This window comes from Hydrogenophaga sp. (assembly GCF_051860785.1).
Lineage (GTDB): Bacteria > Pseudomonadota > Gammaproteobacteria > Burkholderiales > Burkholderiaceae_C > Hydrogenophaga.
The window spans coordinates 1-16,594 of record NZ_JBIMLB010000005.1; the positions used below are offsets into that span (position 1 = coordinate 1).

Annotated in this window: 15 protein-coding genes; 4 read left to right on the forward strand and 11 right to left on the reverse strand. The window is 65.0% G+C overall.

What is annotated here, in order from left to right:
- The 3 genes from ACTIF6_RS08475 to rsxB form a co-directional block, all read left to right on the forward strand.
- Positions 1 to 429, forward strand: a 429-nt coding sequence (locus ACTIF6_RS08475; RefSeq protein WP_439587528.1) for an ATP-binding protein, incomplete at its 5' end; no start/stop codon positions are given.
- Between the two features lie 72 nt (positions 430 to 501).
- A complete protein-coding gene (locus tag ACTIF6_RS08480; protein WP_439587529.1) occupies positions 502 to 699 on the forward strand; it encodes a hypothetical protein in 198 nt (65 codons plus the stop codon).
- A gap of 47 nt (positions 700 to 746) precedes the next feature.
- Positions 747 to 1,403, forward strand: coding sequence for an electron transport complex subunit RsxB (gene rsxB, locus ACTIF6_RS08485; protein WP_439587530.1), 657 nt, complete (start codon positions 747 to 749; stop codon positions 1,401 to 1,403).
- Here the strand turns inward: rsxB and ACTIF6_RS08490 are convergent.
- The 8 genes from ACTIF6_RS08490 to scpA all read right to left on the reverse strand — a co-directional run bounded on the left by ACTIF6_RS08490 (position 1,400) and on the right by scpA (position 11,321).
- Positions 1,400 to 2,911, reverse strand: coding sequence for a methyl-accepting chemotaxis protein (locus ACTIF6_RS08490; RefSeq protein ID WP_439587531.1), 1,512 nt, complete (start codon positions 2,909 to 2,911; stop codon positions 1,400 to 1,402). The two genes, rsxB and ACTIF6_RS08490, sit on opposite strands and share 4 nt — an antisense overlap.
- A 28-nt stretch (positions 2,912 to 2,939) precedes the next feature.
- Positions 2,940 to 3,227: a hypothetical protein gene (locus ACTIF6_RS08495; RefSeq protein WP_439587532.1), complete on the reverse strand. Its 288-nt coding sequence runs from the start codon at positions 3,225 to 3,227 to the stop codon at positions 2,940 to 2,942.
- A gap of 132 nt (positions 3,228 to 3,359) precedes the next feature.
- On the reverse strand, positions 3,360 to 3,860 hold the full coding sequence (locus ACTIF6_RS08500) for a VOC family protein (RefSeq protein WP_439587533.1): 501 nt from the start codon (positions 3,858 to 3,860) through the stop codon (positions 3,360 to 3,362).
- Positions 3,861 to 3,863: 3 nt separating this feature from the next.
- Positions 3,864 to 4,400 (reverse strand): class I SAM-dependent methyltransferase, encoded by a 537-nt coding sequence (locus ACTIF6_RS08505; RefSeq protein ID WP_439587534.1) that lies wholly within the window; start codon positions 4,398 to 4,400, stop codon positions 3,864 to 3,866.
- A 134-nt stretch (positions 4,401 to 4,534) separates the two neighbouring features.
- Entirely contained in the window at positions 4,535 to 6,583 is a 2,049-nt protein-coding gene (locus ACTIF6_RS08510; protein WP_439587535.1) for an acetyl-CoA carboxylase biotin carboxylase subunit, read from the reverse strand.
- A 19-nt stretch (positions 6,584 to 6,602) separates the two neighbouring features.
- Positions 6,603 to 8,135, reverse strand: coding sequence for an acyl-CoA carboxylase subunit beta (locus tag ACTIF6_RS08515; protein ID WP_439587536.1), 1,533 nt, complete (start codon positions 8,133 to 8,135; stop codon positions 6,603 to 6,605).
- A gap of 28 nt (positions 8,136 to 8,163) precedes the next feature.
- Positions 8,164 to 9,168, reverse strand: a complete 1,005-nt coding sequence (gene meaB / locus ACTIF6_RS08520) for a methylmalonyl Co-A mutase-associated GTPase MeaB (RefSeq protein ID WP_439587537.1) — start codon at positions 9,166 to 9,168, stop codon at positions 8,164 to 8,166.
- Entirely contained in the window at positions 9,165 to 11,321 is a 2,157-nt protein-coding gene (gene scpA, locus ACTIF6_RS08525; RefSeq protein WP_439587538.1) for a methylmalonyl-CoA mutase, read from the reverse strand. Before scpA ends, meaB begins: the two co-directional genes overlap by 4 nt.
- A gap of 94 nt (positions 11,322 to 11,415) precedes the next feature.
- Between scpA and ACTIF6_RS08530 the strand changes: the two genes are divergently transcribed.
- The gene (locus ACTIF6_RS08530) at positions 11,416 to 12,051 is read left to right on the forward strand and encodes a GntR family transcriptional regulator (RefSeq protein ID WP_439587539.1); all 636 of its coding nucleotides are present in this window, start codon (positions 11,416 to 11,418) and stop codon (positions 12,049 to 12,051) included.
- Positions 12,052 to 12,060: 9 nt separating this feature from the next.
- Here ACTIF6_RS08530 and ACTIF6_RS08535 read toward each other — a convergent pair whose 3' ends face one another.
- The 3 genes from ACTIF6_RS08535 to ybaL all read right to left on the reverse strand — a co-directional run bounded on the left by ACTIF6_RS08535 (position 12,061) and on the right by ybaL (position 16,593).
- Entirely contained in the window at positions 12,061 to 13,764 is a 1,704-nt protein-coding gene (locus tag ACTIF6_RS08535) for an alkaline phosphatase D family protein (RefSeq protein WP_439587540.1), read from the reverse strand.
- A gap of 100 nt (positions 13,765 to 13,864) precedes the next feature.
- Positions 13,865 to 14,869 carry a tRNA dihydrouridine(20/20a) synthase DusA gene (gene dusA, locus ACTIF6_RS08540; protein WP_439587541.1) on the reverse strand — a complete coding sequence of 335 codons (1,005 nt, stop codon included), beginning with the start codon at positions 14,867 to 14,869 and terminating at the stop codon, positions 13,865 to 13,867.
- A gap of 11 nt (positions 14,870 to 14,880) precedes the next feature.
- Positions 14,881 to 16,593: a YbaL family putative K(+) efflux transporter gene (gene ybaL / locus ACTIF6_RS08545; protein ID WP_439587542.1), complete on the reverse strand. Its 1,713-nt coding sequence runs from the start codon at positions 16,591 to 16,593 to the stop codon at positions 14,881 to 14,883.
- Between the last annotated feature and the right edge of the window lies 1 nt (position 16,594).

Below are 16,594 nucleotides of genomic sequence, written 5' to 3' on the forward strand. Positions count from 1 at the left end.
TTCTTCTCCACGGTGGAACTGGTCAACGCCCTGGAACTGGAGAAGGCGCAGAACAAGGCCGGTCAACTGGCACACCGGCTGATGTACGTCGATCTGATGATCCTGGATGAGTTGGGCTACTTGCCGTTCACGCAGTCGGGCGGTGCCATGCTGTTCCATCTGCTCTCCAAGCTCTATGAGAGAACGAGCGTGGTGATCACCACCAACCTCACCTTCTCGGAATGGAGCAGCGTCTTTGGCGACGCCAAGATGACCACCGCCTTGCTCGACCGCCTCACGCACCACTGCCACATCGTGGAGACCGGCAACGAGAGCTGGCGCTTCAAGCATTCCAGTGCCGCCGCCGCGGCACCACCAAGGCAACGAAACAAGGCTCAGAAAGGAGATCGAAAAACAGCCGACCCGATAGACTTATCCACACCCGAGTAGCCAGAAAACCCATCAACCCAGTGGCTCAATATTCGACGTGATCACTGGCTCAGTTGTGCTGATGAATCAACAGTGAAGACCTTCATCCTCGCGCATCAGCCGGCCACCACCGGGGCCAAAGCATCGCCCCGGCCTGCCGCCAAGGCGCCGCTGCGCGCCGCGAGCAAGGCAGCACCGGTGAAGAAGCCGGCCCCGGCGAAGCGGGCCAGCACGAAAACCAAGGTTGTGGCCAAGCCGGCCGCCAAGAGCCGCAAGCCCATCAAGGCCTGAGCTCACGACGCGGCCATGGCCGCAGCGCCACCGGTATATTCGCGGGCATGAACGAACTGGCCCGGCGCATCGATGCCGCTCTGCCGCAAACGCAGTGCACCCGCTGCGGTTACCCCGACTGCGCCGGCTATGCGCAAGCCATTGCCGCGGGTGAAGCCGGCATCAACCAGTGCCCGCCGGGCGGTGCCGAAGGCATCGAACGCCTCGCAGCCCTCACCGGCCAGCCCCCTGTTTCGCTGGATCACAAGTTCGGCATCGAAGGCCCGCTGACCGTGGCGGTGATCGACGAGGCCTGGTGCATCGGCTGCACGCTGTGCATCGAGGCTTGTCCTACGGATGCCATCCTGGGTACGAACAAGCGCATGCACACCGTGGTGGAGCCCTACTGCACTGGCTGCGAGCTCTGCCTGCCGGTATGCCCGGTGGACTGCATCTCGCTGGAGGTCGTGAGTGGCGAACGCACCGGCTGGCAGGCCTGGACGCCCGAACAGGCGCGCCAGGGGCGCGAGCGCTACGCGAGCCGCCAGTTGCGCCTGGTGCGCGAAAAGCAGGAACACGAAAAGAGGCTGGAGGCCAAGGCGCGGGAGAAACTGAGCGATCTGGCCGAGCATTCGCAAATCACCGACCCGGCCCTGCTGGACAAAAAGCGCGCCGTGATCGAAGCCGCACTGACCAGGGCGCGCGCTCGGCGAACGGAGCCCTAAGCCAGGCGAGCCGCCACCGTCTTGTACACGCCGCAGCCCACGTAGAGGTCGTCGACCTTCACCACGTAGGACATCTTCCCCTGTATCGCACCAGTGACCGGGTTGGCAATGTCGTATTCCACCCAGCCTGCGGCGGCCTCGGCCTGATCCACGATGGCATTCAGCAAGGCCCCGCCATCGACACCCGGGATGTCCTGCACGCGGCTGCCCACCTTTTCAGGCTTGCCACCGAAGGCCCGGTACACGCCGTCGCGGTCGAGGGCGAACACGTACATGTCGCGATCGTGGAAGCCGCTGGTGGGCTCGGTGATTTCGCGCACGAAAGCTTCGCGGCCGCGCTGAAGGCGCAGGGCCTGCGCACGATCCACCAGCGCCATGGCTTCCTCGGCCGTGCCCTGCTGGAGCATGAAGGAGGACACCGCGCGCGAGAGGTGTGCCGCGCGCTGCTCGAGCTGATCGGCCTGCGCCACTGCCCGCTCCACCATCTGCGCGTTGCGCTGGGTGATGGCATCGAGCTGCGTCACGGCAGACGAGATTTCCTTCAGGCCCGAGCTCTGTTCCGCGCTCGACGCGGAAATGAGTGACATGTTGGCGGCCACGCCACGCACGCCGCTGACGATCTGGCCCATGCTGCTGCCCGCGGTGCGCATGCGTTCCACACTGGTTTCCACCTGTGTGCGCGAGGCCTCGATGAGTTCGCGGATTTCACGTGCCGAGGACGACGAGCGTTGCGCGAGTGTGCGGACTTCGTTGGCCACCACGGCGAAGCCACGGCCCTGCTCCCCGGCCCGCGCAGCCTCCACCGCCGCGTTCAGGGCCAGAATGTTGGTCTGGAATGCGATGCTGTCGATCACGCCGATGATCTCGTTCATCTGCTGGGCACCTTTCTGGATGCCCTCGACGGAATCCACCGCGCGGCCCATGGACTGAGCGCCGGACTCGGCCACATCGCGCACTTGCGCCGCCTGTTGGTCGGATTCGCCAGCGGTGTGGGCGTTCTGCTGGACGGTGCTGGAGAGTTGCTGCACGCTCGCAGCCGTTTGCTCCAGGTTGGCGGCCTGCTGTTCGGTGCGGTCGGCCAGATCCCGGTTGCCTGCCGCTAGGCTGCGACCGGCATGCGCCACCAGCGCCGAATTGCTGCGCACTTCCGCCACCATGGACGAAAGGTTGGTGGCAACGCGCTCGACCAGATGCCCGAGATCGGTCAGTTCATCACGCCCCAGAATCTGCACCGAGGAACGCAGGTTGCCGCCAGCGGTCTGCTCCATCGCATGCCGGACTTTGTGGAAATCGGCCATGAAACTGACGTGAAAGGCCAGCAGGAGATAGGCCAGAACCGCCAGCCCGCCCCCAGCGATCAGCATCACACCCAACCCTTGCGGGCCGACCAGCAACATCGTCTTCAGCGGCCATGCCGCTGCGACCGCCAGCACCAGCAGCTTGCTGCCCAGGCGCAGCCGGCGCATCAGCCAGATGCCGGGAAAAAGCAGGAATTGAAACGCGGACATGCGGGTCGGCTCCTCGTTGGATGGTCGCTCAGTGGACGCCAGCTATGCCGGATCGCTGGCTGACGAAATGCCGGAACAGTTCAACGGCCATGGTCCGCAAGCGGTCGTCGGCCATGTTGTGGCCGTGCGAAATCTGCTCCAGCGCGTAGCGACGGTCGCAGAGCATGAGTGCGCGGCTCACGCACATCCCCTGGCTGGCCATGCGCAGGCAGAAGTTTTCGAGCAAGGCCTCGGGCCAGGGCTCGGCCTGACCGATGCTGCGCCAGCGGGACGCAGCAGTCTGGTCGGTTGACAGTGGCTTGGCGGATGCTTCCATGGCACGCTCCTGCGGCAGGGTGGTAGAGCCCTGCGCACGGCATGGCCCTGAAGCCACAAGCGTAAGTTGCCCGAAAAAGCCGCAATGCGACAAAAAAGCCTGGAAAAGCCGCCCTGCTCCGCGCTTGCGAGATCAGGCTGGCTGGCTCTCCAGCCGGGCAAAAGCGGCCACCACCTCGGGCGGCGCCTGAACCAGCTCCACCAGGACGCCCTCACCAGCGATGGGGAATTCGTCGTTCGCCTTGGGGTGCAGGAAGCAGATGTCAAAGCCGGCGGCGCCCTTGCGGATGCCCCCTGGGGCAAAACGCACACCCTGGGCGCCCAGCCATTCCACCGCTTGGGGAAGCCGGTCGATCCACAGGCCCACGTGATTGAGCGGCGTGGTGTGCACCGCCGGCTTCTTCTCGCGATCCAGCGGCTGCATCAGGTCCACCTCGACCTTGAAGGGACCGCTGCCCATGGCGCAGATGTCTTCGTCGACGTTTTCCTTTTCGCTGCGGAAAGTACCGGTCACTTCCAGGCCCAGCATGTCCACCCAGAGTTTCCGCAGGCGTTGCTTGTCGGGTCCACCGATGGCGATCTGCTGGATGCCAAGGACTTTGAAAGGACGTTGTGAAGACTGCGTCTGGGCCATCGGTCAATGAATTCCGTTGATGATTCCCGGAGTGCGTTCCAGCGACCAGACGGTGGCCGGGGGCAGATTGGCCCAGACCGACGCCGCGCGGCGCCAGTGCCAGCCCGGGGGGATGTGGTTGAAAGGCCGCAGGTGCGGCGCCGCGTAGGTGTACTGGATCAACCTGGAGCCGGGCCGGCGCGCAATGAGCGAGAACATGGCATCGATGCACTTCTTTGCTTCGTCGCGCGGCATCGACAGCAAGGGCAGCGAGGAGACCAGGGTCACCGGTGAGAGCGCTTCAATGGGCAGGGAGCGCAGGTTGGAGGCACAGTGGTTGAGCACCTCCAGCGAGGGGAAGGCCAGCCGCAGCAGGCGGGCAAAATCGGCGTCGCGCTCGATCACCACGAACCGTTCGGGTGTGATTTGTGAGGCCGCCAGCGCCCGGGTGATGGCACCGGTGCCGGCGCCGACTTCGATCAGCACTGAGGGTTGGTCTCGCTGGACTTCATCGGCAATGGCTCGGGCCAGCGCCCTGGAAGCCGGTGCGATGGCACCCATGCGGCGCGGATCGCGCAAACACCCCAGGGCAAAAGCCAGACCATGCCGCATAGACACCCTTCGAAGCCGCAATGGATCGAAGGGTATCCCATTTCGGACACGGCGTCCGTTTCGGGATGTGCCTTGAAAACGCTTCACGCGAACTCGACAATAGGCTGATCCACCACGAGCGAGTCTCCCTTGGCGGCCAGCACCTTGGAGACCACGCCATCGGCTGCCGCAAAGAGCACGTTTTCCATCTTCATGGCCTCGATGACGGCCACGCGCTCGCCGGCCTGCACCTTCTGGCCGGGCTGCACCGCCACGTCGACCAGCAGGCCAGGCATGGGCGAGAGCACGTATTTGCTCATGTCGGCGGGCGCCTTGAACGGCATGAGCGCGTGCAACTCACCCATGCGCGTGGAGACCACCATGGTCTCGATGCGCGTGCCGTTGTGCTGCACCACCAGGGCTAGCGGGTTGCGCGGCGTGCCACGCTCGACCTGGACCGTGAAAGGCTCGGCATTGCAGATACCGGTGACACAGATGTCGTTCAGGCGCGAAGGGCTGGAGATGGCGTAACGCTTGCCGTCCACCATGACCACGGCAGAACCGAGTTGCCCGACCACCTCGTCGACGTGCACCGCGCGGTAGGCGTGCTGGCCGTTCGCATCGAGCACGATCACGCAGTAATCGTGGCCGACCTTCACTCCGTAGCCGGGCAACTGGCCTGAGAGACCCGCAGCGCGTTCGCGCGACTTGCGCCGCACGAAGGCGGCCAGTGCCACGAGGAAATCGGGGTCGCTGTGCGGCACGTCCTCCGCGCGAAAGCCCTGGGCGTAATGCTCGGCGATGAAGCCCGTGTTGAAGTCACCGGCGATGAACTTCGGATGCGCCAGCAACGCGGCCTGGAAGGGAATGTTGCTGCTGATGCCGCGGATCACGAAACCATTGAGCGCCTCGCGCATCTTGCCGATCGCCTCCGTGCGGTCCTTGCCGTGCACGATCAGCTTGGCGATCATCGAGTCGTAGAACATGGGGATCTCGCCACCATCCTGCACACCGGTGTCGACACGAACGCCGTACAGAGCCTCCGCATTGGACTGGAACATGGTCTGCGCCGGTGGCGAGAAGCGCACCAGGCGCCCCGTGCTGGGCAGGAAATTGCGGAACGGGTCTTCCGCATTGATGCGGCATTCGATGGCCCAGCCATCGCGCTTCACGTCGGCCTGCGTCAGCGGCAGCTTCTCGCCCGCCGCCACGCGAATCATCAACTCCACCAGGTCCAGGCCGGTGATGCATTCGGTCACCGGGTGTTCCACCTGCAGGCGGGTGTTCATCTCCAGGAAGTAAAAGTCCTGGTCCTTGCCGACCACGAACTCCACCGTGCCCGCGCTCTGGTATTTCACGGCCTTCGCCAGCGCCACGGCCTGCTCGCCCATGGCCTGGCGTGTGGCATCGCTGATGAAGGGCGATGGCGCTTCCTCGATCACCTTCTGGTGGCGGCGCTGGATGGAGCACTCCCGCTCGTTCAGGTAGATCACGTTGCCGTGCGAATCGCCCAGGATCTGGATCTCGATGTGGCGCGGCTCCTGCACGAACTTCTCGATGAAGATGCGGTCGTCGCCGAAGCTGTTCCTGGCTTCGTTCTGGCAAGCGGTAAAACCTTCGAGCGCCTCCTTGTCGTTGTACGCCACGCGCAGGCCCTTGCCGCCGCCGCCCGCGCTCGCCTTGATCATCACGGGGTAGCCGATGTCCTTGGCGATCTGCACCGCGCGCTCGGCGGATTCGATGGCGTCGTTCCAGCCCGGGATGGTGTTGACCTTGGCCTCGTTGGCCAGCTTCTTCGAAGCGATCTTGTCGCCCATGGCGGCGATGCTGAAGTGGCGCGGACCGATGAAGGCCATGCCTTCGTCTTCCACACGCTTGGCGAAGGCCTCGTTCTCCGACAGGAAGCCGTAGCCCGGGTGGATGGCCTGCGCGCCGGTCTTCTTCGCGGCCTCGATGATCTTGTCGGCCACCAGGTAAGACTCGCGCGACGGCGCCGGACCCAGCAGCACGGCCTCGTCGGCGAGTTGCACATGACGCGCTTCCTTGTCGGCCTCGGAATACACGGCCACGGTGGCAATGCCCATCTTCTTCGCCGTGGCGATCACGCGGCAGGCGATTTCGCCACGGTTGGCAATCAGGATCTTGGTAAACATCTTGTTGTTCTCCTCGGGCTCAGAGTGGGATGTTCCCGTGCTTGCGCCACGGGTTTTCCAGCTTCTTGTCTTTCAGCATCACCAGCGAACGGCAGATGCGCTTGCGCGTCTCGTGCGGCAGGATCACGTCGTCGATGAAGCCGCGCGCACCCGCCACGAAGGGGTTGGCGAAACGCGCCTTGTATTCGGCCTCGCGTTGGGCCAGCTTGGCAGGGTCCTTCTTCTCCTCGCGGAAGATGATCTCTACCGCGCCCTTGGCACCCATCACCGCGATCTCGGCGTTGGGCCAGGCGAAGTTCACGTCGCCGCGCAAGTGTTTGGAGCTCATCACGTCGTAGGCGCCGCCATAGGCCTTGCGCGTGATCACGGTGATCTTGGGCACGGTGCACTCCGCGTACGCGTAGAGCAACTTGGCACCGTGCTTGATGATGCCGCCGTATTCCTGAGAGGTGCCGGGCATGAAGCCGGGCACGTCGACGAAGGTGACCACGGGGATGTTGAACGCATCGCAGAAGCGCACGAAGCGCGCGGCCTTGATGGAGCTCTTGATGTCCAGGCAACCCGCCAGCACCAGCGGCTGGTTGGCCACGATGCCCACCGTTTGACCGCCCATGCGCGCAAAGCCGATCAGGATGTTCTTCGCGTACTCGGGCTGCAGTTCGAAGAAATCGCCATCGTCCACCGTCTTGACGATCAGCTCCTTCATGTCGTAGGGCTTGTTGGGGTTCTCGGGCACCAGCGTGTCCAGGCTCATCTCCATGCGGTCGATCGGATCGCCACTGGGCCGCACCGGCGCCTTCTCGCGGTTGTTCAGGGGCAGGTAGTTGTAGAGGCGACGCAGCATCAACAACGCTTCCACGTCGTTCTCGAAAGCGAGATCGGCCACACCGCTGCGCGTGGTGTGGGTGATGGCCCCGCCCAGTTCCTCAGCCGTCACCTCTTCGTGGGTCACCGTCTTCACGACTTCAGGGCCGGTCACGAACATGTAGGCCGAGTCCTTCACCATGAAGATGAAGTCGGTCATGGCCGGCGAATACACCGCGCCACCGGCCGATGGGCCCATGATCATGCTGATCTGCGGCACCACGCCGCTGGCCATCACGTTGCGCTGGAACACGTCGGCATAGCCGCCGAGCGAGGCCACGCCTTCCTGAATGCGCGCACCGCCCGAGTCGTTGAGGCCGATCACGGGCGCGCCGACCTTCATGGCCTGGTCCATCACCTTGCAGATCTTCTCGGCGTGCGCCTCTGACAGCGCACCACCGAACACCGTGAAATCCTGGCTGAAAACGAACACCAGGCGGCCATTGATCATGCCGTAGCCCGTGACCACGCCATCGCCGGGGATCTTGTTGTCCTGCATGCCGAAGTCGGTGCATCGGTGCTCGACGAACATGTCCCACTCTTCGAAGGTGCCTTCGTCCAGCAGCACCTCCAGGCGCTCGCGCGCACTCAGCTTTCCTTTGGCGTGCTGTGCGGCAATGCGCTTCTCGCCCCCGCCCAGCCGGGCGGCGGCGCGCTTCTTCTCCAGTTGTTCCAGGATGTCCTGCATGGTTGTTTGCTCCAGAAGGGAAAGGGGTTCAATCAAAAAGATCGAGCAGGCGGCGCGCGGCGGTGGAAGCGGGCAACTGCCCTGCCAGTACCTGCTGGGTGATGCCATCGAGCTCAGCGCGCACCTGCGGGTGCGCACGAAAACGTTGCTTCAAACCGGCGTCGATGCGCTCCCACATCCAGGCTCGAGCCTGCTGCTGTCGGCGTGACGTGAGCCGGCCAGCGTCGGTCTGCAGCTTTCGAAAGCGCGACACCTCGGTCCAGAATGCGTCCACGCCACGGCCCAGCAGCGCACTGAGCTGGATCACCTGCGGGTGCCAGAGCGTCTCGTTGTGGTGGGCGTGTTCAGGATGGCCCTGCAAGCCCAGCAGGCGCAGCGACGAAGTGATCTGCGCGCGAGCACGTGTGGCGGCGTCGGGATCCAGGTCGGCCTTGTTGATGACCACGAGGTCGGCCAGTTCCATCACGCCCTTCTTGATCGCCTGCAGATCGTCGCCCGCATTCGGCAACTGCATCAGCACGAACATGTCAGTCATGCCGCTCACCGCCGTTTCGCTCTGGCCCACCCCCACGGTTTCGACGATCACGATGTCGTAGCCTGCGGCCTCGCAGACCAGCATGGCTTCGCGCGTCTTCTCGGCCACGCCGCCCAGCGTGCCGCTGGAAGGGCTGGGGCGAATGTAGGCCTGCTCGTGCACCGAGAGCTTTTCCATGCGCGTCTTGTCGCCCAGGATGGAACCACCCGATACCGTGCTGGACGGGTCGACGGTGAGCACCGCCACACGGTGGCCCTTGTCGATCAGGTACAGGCCCAGCGCCTCGATGAAGGTGCTCTTGCCCACGCCCGGCACTCCGCTGATGCCCAGGCGGAACGCGTTGCCGGTGTGGGGCAGCAAGGCGGTAAGCAACCCATCGCCTTCCGCTCGGTGATCCGCTCGGGTGGACTCCAGCAGCGTGATGGCCTTGGCCATGGCGCGGCGCTGCCCGGCGGGCTCGCCGTGCAGGATGCCGTCCAGCAACTCCGAAGGAATCACCCGATCGCTTTCTTGATCTGTTCCAGCACGTCCTTGGCGCTGGCCGGAATGGGGGTGCCCGGGCCGTAGATGCCCTTCACACCAGCTTCGTAGAGCATGTCGTAGTCCTGCCGGGGAATCACGCCGCCCACGAACACGATGATGTCGTCGGCGCCCTGCTTCTTCAGCTCGGCAATGATGGCCGGTACCAACGTCTTGTGGCCAGCAGCCAGCGTGCTCACGCCCACCGCGTGCACGTCGTTCTCGATGGCCTGGCGGGCACATTCCTCGGGCGTCTGGAACAGTGGCCCCATGTCGACGTCAAAGCCCAGGTCGGCGAAGGCCGTTGCCACCACCTTGGCACCCCGGTCATGACCATCCTGGCCGAGCTTGCTGATCATCACGCGGGGCCGGCGGCCCTGGGTTTCAGCAAAGGCGTTGATCTCGGTCTTGAGGGCATCCCAGCCCTCGGCAGAATCGTAGGCAGCAGCGTACACACCAGTCACCTTTTGCGTATCGGCGCGGTGGCGCCCGTAAACCTTTTCCAGCGCATCGCTCACTTCACCCACCGTGGCGCGCAAGCGAATGGCCTGGATCGACAGATCGAGCAGATTGCCTTCGCCGCTCTCGGCGGCGGCCGTGAGCGCGTCCAGCGCAGCCTGGACCTTGGCCGTGTCGCGCGTGGCCTTGATGTTCTGCAGGCGCGCAATCTGCCCATCGCGCACGGCCACATTGTCGATGTCGCGGGCCTCGATCGGGTCTTCCTTGGCCAGCTTGTACTTGTTGACGCCGACGATCACGTCCTTGCCGGAATCGATGCGCGCCTGCTTCTCGGCGGCAGCGGCCTCGATCTTGAGCTTGGCCCAGCCGCTGTCCACGGCCTTGGTCATGCCGCCCATGGCCTCGACCTCTTCGATGATGGCCCAGGCCTTGTCGGCCATTTCCTGGGTCAGGGTCTCCATCATGTACGAGCCCGCCCACGGGTCCACCACGTTGGTGATGTGCGTCTCTTCCTGAATGATCAGTTGCGTGTTGCGCGCGATGCGGGCGCTGAACTCGGTGGGCAGTGCGATGGCTTCGTCGAACGAGTTGGTGTGCAGGCTCTGCGTGCCGCCAAACACCGCCGCCATGGCCTCGATGGCGGTGCGCACCACGTTGTTGTAGGGATCCTGTTCGGTGAGGGACCAGCCCGAAGTCTGGCAGTGCGTGCGCAGCATCAGGCTCTTGGGGTTCTTGGCGCTGAAGCCTTTCATGATGCGCGTCCACAGCAGGCGTGCCGCGCGCATCTTGGCGATCTCCAGGTAGAAGTTCATGCCGATCGCCCAGAAGAAGCTCAGGCGCCCGGCGAAGTCGTCCACATCCATGCCCTTGGCGGTCGCTGTCTTCACGTACTCCTTGCCATCGGCCAGCGTGAAAGCCAGTTCCAGCGCCTGGTTGGCGCCGGCTTCCTGCATGTGGTAGCCCGAGATCGAGATCGAGTTGAACTTCGGCATGTGCTTTGCCGTGTACTCGATGATGTCGCCGATGATCTTCATCGACGGCTCGGGCGGGAAGATGTAGGTGTTGCGGACCATGAACTCCTTGAGGATGTCGTTCTGGATGGTCCCGCTGAGCTTGTCCTGCCCCACGCCCTGCTCTTCGGCCGCCACCACGTAGCCCGCGAGCACCGGCAGCACCGCGCCGTTCATGGTCATGGACACGCTCACCTTGTCCAGTGGGATCTGGTCGAACAGGATCTTCATGTCCTCCACGCTGTCGATCGCCACACCGGCCTTGCCCACGTCCCCGGTCACGCGCGGGTGGTCGCTGTCGTAGCCGCGGTGCGTGGCCAGGTCGAACGCCACGCTCACGCCCTGCCCGCCAGCCGCCAGGGCCTTGCGGTAGAAGGCGTTGCTTTCCTCGGCGGTGGAGAAGCCGGCGTACTGGCGGATCGTCCACGGTCGCACCGCATACATGGTGGCCTGCGGGCCACGAATGAACGGCTCGAAGCCGGGCAGCGTGTCGGTGTGCGGCAGCTCGGCGGTGTCTTGCGCGGTGTAGAGCGGCTTGACGCGGATGCCGTCGGGCGTGACCCAGTCCAGCGCGCCCACATCGCCCCCCGGTGCGGACTTGCGGGCCGCCTGTGCCCAGGCGTCCAAGGTGGCGGGGGTGAATTCGGGCTGTTTCTGGCTCATGGCGGGCGGTAGGAGGGTATTCAGAACGGTGGCGATTTTACATCATTCATAATTATTGATGCAGAATATTCCGTCTGACTTACAATAAGCGCCCATGTCCGCCCTGTCGCTTTCCCCCCGCGCCCTCTATGAGGAAGTTGCCGAACTGCTGCGCCAGCGCATTTTCAGCCGCGAGCTCGAGCCGGGCAGCTGGATCGACGAACTCAAGATTGCCGAGGAATACGGCATCAGCCGCACGCCATTGCGCGAAGCATTGAAGGTCCTGGCGGCCGAAGGCCTGGTCACCATGAAGGTGCGGCGGGGGGCCTACGTGACCGAGGTGTCCGAAAAGGACCTGGCCGATGTGTACCACCTGCTCTCCCTGCTCGAATCCGATGCCGGCGGCGTGGTGGCTGAACGCGCGAGCGACGAGGAAATCGCTTCGCTGCAGGCCTTGCATGCCGAACTGGAGGCCGCGGTAAGCGAGCGCGACCGTTTCTTCGCCATCAACGAACAGTTTCACATGCGTGTGCTCGAACTCGCGCGCAACCGCTGGCGCGAACAGATGGTGGCCGACCTGCGCAAGGTGATGAAGCTGAACCGCCACAACTCGCTGCTGAAGACGGGCCGGATCGAAGAATCCCTGGCCGAACACCGCGCCATCGTGGCCGCCCTGGCCCAGCGCGACCCTGCACTGACCGTGCAGCGCATGCGCGAACACTTCCAGAACGGCCTGGAAGCCGCTGCCTGAGCGCTGGCCTCAGGCGGCAGCCACCGCCGTGTGCCCGAGCGCCACGGTGTGGGTCGAGGACTTCACCGTGTCGACGAAGTACCAGTCACCCTGGACCGCCTGCGCCGTGAAACTCATCAAGAGGAAGCCGCGCCGCTCGGTGTTGACGAAGTTCAGCATGTCGACCACGTCCGTGAAGATATCGGCCACCACGGTGGGCGACAGCGACCCCAGGTACGCCTCGAAACCTGGTGAAGTGACGCTGGGCGCGGCGAACTCCTGCCCAACCACGGTGCCGTCGGCCAGGCTCAGGTCGCTCTGCCAGGCGTTGTGCGTGTCCCCGGCCAGCGACACCAGGCGCTTGCCCAGACCTGCCGCGGAGGACAGCACCGCCTCGCGGGCGGCCGGATAGCCGTCCCACGCATCGAGGTTGTAGCCGATCTTCGGGTTCTGCACCGGGTCCACCAGCGCCAGTTGTTCGGGTGTCATCAACTGCGGCGCAGAAACCTCCAGTTCCCTGGCCAGCAGGTAATCCGCCACCGCAGCAGCGCCCGCCACGGGATCGGTCGCCGGGTCGATCGACGCCAGCACCGAAGCAGGAAACATCATCCGCGCCATCAGAACCTGTTGGCCCAGAACCTGCCAGGTCGCACTCGACGCCGTCATCTGTTGCGTGAGCCAACCGGTCTGCTCCGCGCCGAGCATCTGGCGTGTGGGCGAATTCAGCGCGGCGAGTGCACTGGCCGAGGTGGCGGGGGCCGTCAACTCGGCGATGGTCAGCGCCGGTTCACGCGCCAGCAGGCGCGTCTCCAGCATGTGCAGAGACAGGAGGCTGCCGAAGTCGAAGCTGCGGTAGGCGCGGCGCAGGTTGCTGCTGTCGGGCGTGCGGATCGGCAACCACTCGTGGTACGCCTGGGCGGCTGCCGCGGCGCGTGCGCTGAATGTTCCCTCGGCACCTTCGGTGTGGTTGATCGAGCCGCTGGCGCTGGCGTTCTCGGCGATCTCGTGGTCGTCCCAGATGGCGATCATGGGCAAGGTCGCGTGCAGCTGCTTCAAGTCCGGGTCGCTGCGGTACTGAGCGTAACGGGCGCGGTAGTCGGCGAGCGTCAGGCATTCATTGGCGGGCACGGACACGCGACCCAGCGTCACCGCGTCCTCGGAAGCGTAGCCGCCGGCCTCGTACTCGTAGATGTAGTCGCCCAGGTGCACCGCGTACTCGGCGCCCACCGACAAGGCGCCACTGTAGGCATGGAAAAAACCGGCGGGATAGTTGGCGCAGCTGAACACGGCCAGTTTCACGCTGGTCGCGCTCATGGCCGGCAACGTGCGCGTGCGGCCCACAGGCGAGATGTGCTCGCCCGCGCGGAAGCGGAAGAAGTAGCCCTGGCCAGCCTGCAAGCCTGCGGCATCCACCTTCGCGGTGTGGCCAGCATCAGGTGATGCCTGGGTCTGGCCGGTGGACACCACCTGCGCGAAGCCGGCGTCGAGGGCGACCTCCCACGTCAAGGCAACCGGGTTCGCATCACCCCGCGTGGCGTGTGTCCACAGGATCACCCGGTCCGCCAAGGGGTCGCCACTGGCGACACCGAAGTCGAACCGCGCCGGCGCCTGTGTGTCAGGAACTGCGTCATCGCCGCCTCCACCGCCGCAGGCCGAGAGCACACCGCCTGCCGACACGGCAGCGGAAACGGACACAAGGCGCACGATGAATGTGCGGCGGCTGGATGTGGTCATCGGGTTCCTTCAGGCAGATCGAGTTGCTGCCCGGGCACCGTATCCCGATGGTCCGGCTGGCGTCGGTGCGGCATCGCACCCTGGGCGGGAGCGGGCCCGGTCAGGCCGAGGTGGCTTCGGCTTCTTCCAGCGCGTGCACACGTGCCATCGCCCAGACCTCGCGCGGTGGCAGAGGCTTCAAGCGGTGATCGCTCCACACCTGGCGCCACTTGCGCGCCCCTCGCAGGCCATGGCGCAAGCCCAGCATGTGCCGCGCAATCGCGTACCAGGGGCAACCATCTTCCAGGAATGCCCGCTCCATGTAGGCCACCATCTGCTCCTCCACCGCTTCGCGTGAGGCGTTGGAGGGCGCGGCACCGAAGAACGCCTCGTCCCAGGTCGTGAGCAACCAGGGGTTGTGGTACGCCTCACGGCCCACCATCGCACCATCGACGTGCTGCAGGTGTTCCGCGATCTGCTCGTTGGTGGTGATGCCACCGTTCACCGCAATGGTGAGCGATGGGAAGTCGCGCTTGAGCTGGTAGGCAAGCGAATAGCGCAGCGGTGGAATCTCGCGGTTCTCCTTTGGCGAAAGTCCTTCCAGCCACGCATTGCGCGCATGCACCAGAAACACCGAACAACCGGCCTCGCTCACCGTGCCCACGAAGTCGCGCACGAAGTCGTAGCTCTCCACCCGGTCAATGCCGATGCGGTGCTTGATCGTGACCGGGATCGATACCGCATCCCGCATGGCCTTCACGCCATCGGCCACCGTCTGCGGCTCCGCCATGAGGCAGGCGCCAAAAGCGCCGCGTTGCACGCGCTCGCTCGGGCAACCGCAGTTGAGATTGATTTCGTCGTACCCCCACTGCTCGCCCAGGCGCGCGGCATTCGCCAGGTCGTCCGGTTCACTGCCGCCCAGTTGCAAGGCCACCGGATGCTCTTCGGCGTTGAAACGCAGGTGGCGCTGCACACTGCCGTGCATCAACGCGCCGGTGGTCACCATCTCGGTGTACAGCAGCGTGTGCCTTGACAGCAGGCGGTGCAGATATCGACAGTGGCGATCGGTCCAGTCCATCATCGGGGCGACGGACAGGCGCCAGGGTGACAGCGCGGTCGCAGACATGCTCGGAGCCTTCAGGCGGGGGCGCGCGCCACGCCGGCCGCCCGTGAGTGTTCGATCACGTAGCGCGTCATCGATTGCGCCAGCTCTTCTTCGCCGATGAAGATCTTTCCGGCGATTTCCTTCTCCAGCAGGCCGGCCTCTTCCTCGCTGTGGGTCCGGATCACGGTCTGGATCTCCGGGTTCAGGGTGCGGGCGATGCCGATCATCTGGCGCACGTCCAGGGTGTCGGGCGTGGCAATCACCAGCATGCCCGCCCGCGCGATGTGGGCCTGGATGAGCACGGCCGGGTCGGCCGCATCGCCAAAAACCGCCGGAATGCCTTGTGCGCGCAAGCGCTCCACGATGTCGCGGTTCTGCTCCGCCACCACATAAGGCAGGCGCTGTTCCTCGAGCGCGGCGGCAATGCGCCGCCCCACCCGGCCATAACCCACCAGCACCACCTGGCGCGAAAGGTACTTCTCGTGGGTGGTCACGGGCAGTTCTGCCAGCGGGTCGTCGCGAGCCTCAAGCCTGCGGGCGAACTCGGAGTTTCTGCGCAGCCACTCCTGCAAGGGATTGATCGCCTTGAACAGCACGGGATTCAAGGCGATGGAGATCAGCGCCCCAGCCAGCACCAGGCTGGTGCCTTCCGGCGGCAACAGGCCCAGCGACGCGCCAAGCCCCACCAGGATGAACGAAAACTCGCCAATCTGCGCGAGGCTTGCGGACACCGTCAATGCCGTGTTGAGCGGATAGCGCATGGCCACCACCAGCGCGGCCGCCGCCACCGACTTGCCGACGATGATGATGGCCACGACGCCGAGCACATGCAGGGGTCGCTCCACCAGGATGGACGGGTTGAACAGCATGCCCACCGAGACAAAGAACAGCACCGCGAAAGCATCGCGCAAGGGCAGCGATTCTTCCGCTGCACGGTGGCTGAACTCGGACTCGCGCAGCACCATGCCGGCAAAGAAGGCACCGAGCGCAAACGAAACACCAAACAATGCCGCAGAAGCGAAAGCGATGCTCACGGCTGCAGCCACCACGCACAGCGTGAAAAGTTCGCGCGAGCCCGTGCGTGTGACTTGCCAGAGCACCCAGGGGAACAGACGCCGCCCCACGACGAGCATCAGGGCCACGAAGCCGCCCACCTGCATCAGGGTGAAGCCCAAGGTGCGCCAGATGGAATCGAGGTCTTCATCGGCGCCCTTGCCCCCCAGGAAGCCCGCGAGCGGCGGCAGCAGCACGAGCACCAGCACCATCGCTAGGTCTTCCACCACCAGCCAGCCCACGGCGATGCGGCCCGTGAAAGAGTCCAGAATGCCCAGGCTCTCCAGCGCACGCAACAGCACCACGGTGCTGGCCACGGAGAGCGACACGCCGAAAACCAGCGCAGCGCCTGGCGTCCAGCCCCACCACAGGGCCAGCCCCATGCCCATGAGCGTGGCCACCGCCATCTGCACCACCGCACCGGGCAGGGCAATCCTGCGCACGGAGAGCAGGTCGGCCAGCGAAAAATGCAGCCCGACCCCGAACATCAGCAGCATCACCCCGATCTCGGCCAGCTGCGCAGCGATGCCTGCGTCGGCAACAAAGCCGGGCGTGTAGGGACCGATGATCACGCCGGCCAGCAGGTACCCCACCAGCGCAGGCAGGCGCACCTTCGCCGCCAGGAAACCCAGCACCAGTGCCAGGCCGAGACCGGCGGCGATGGTATTGATCAGTGAAACGCTGTGGGGCATC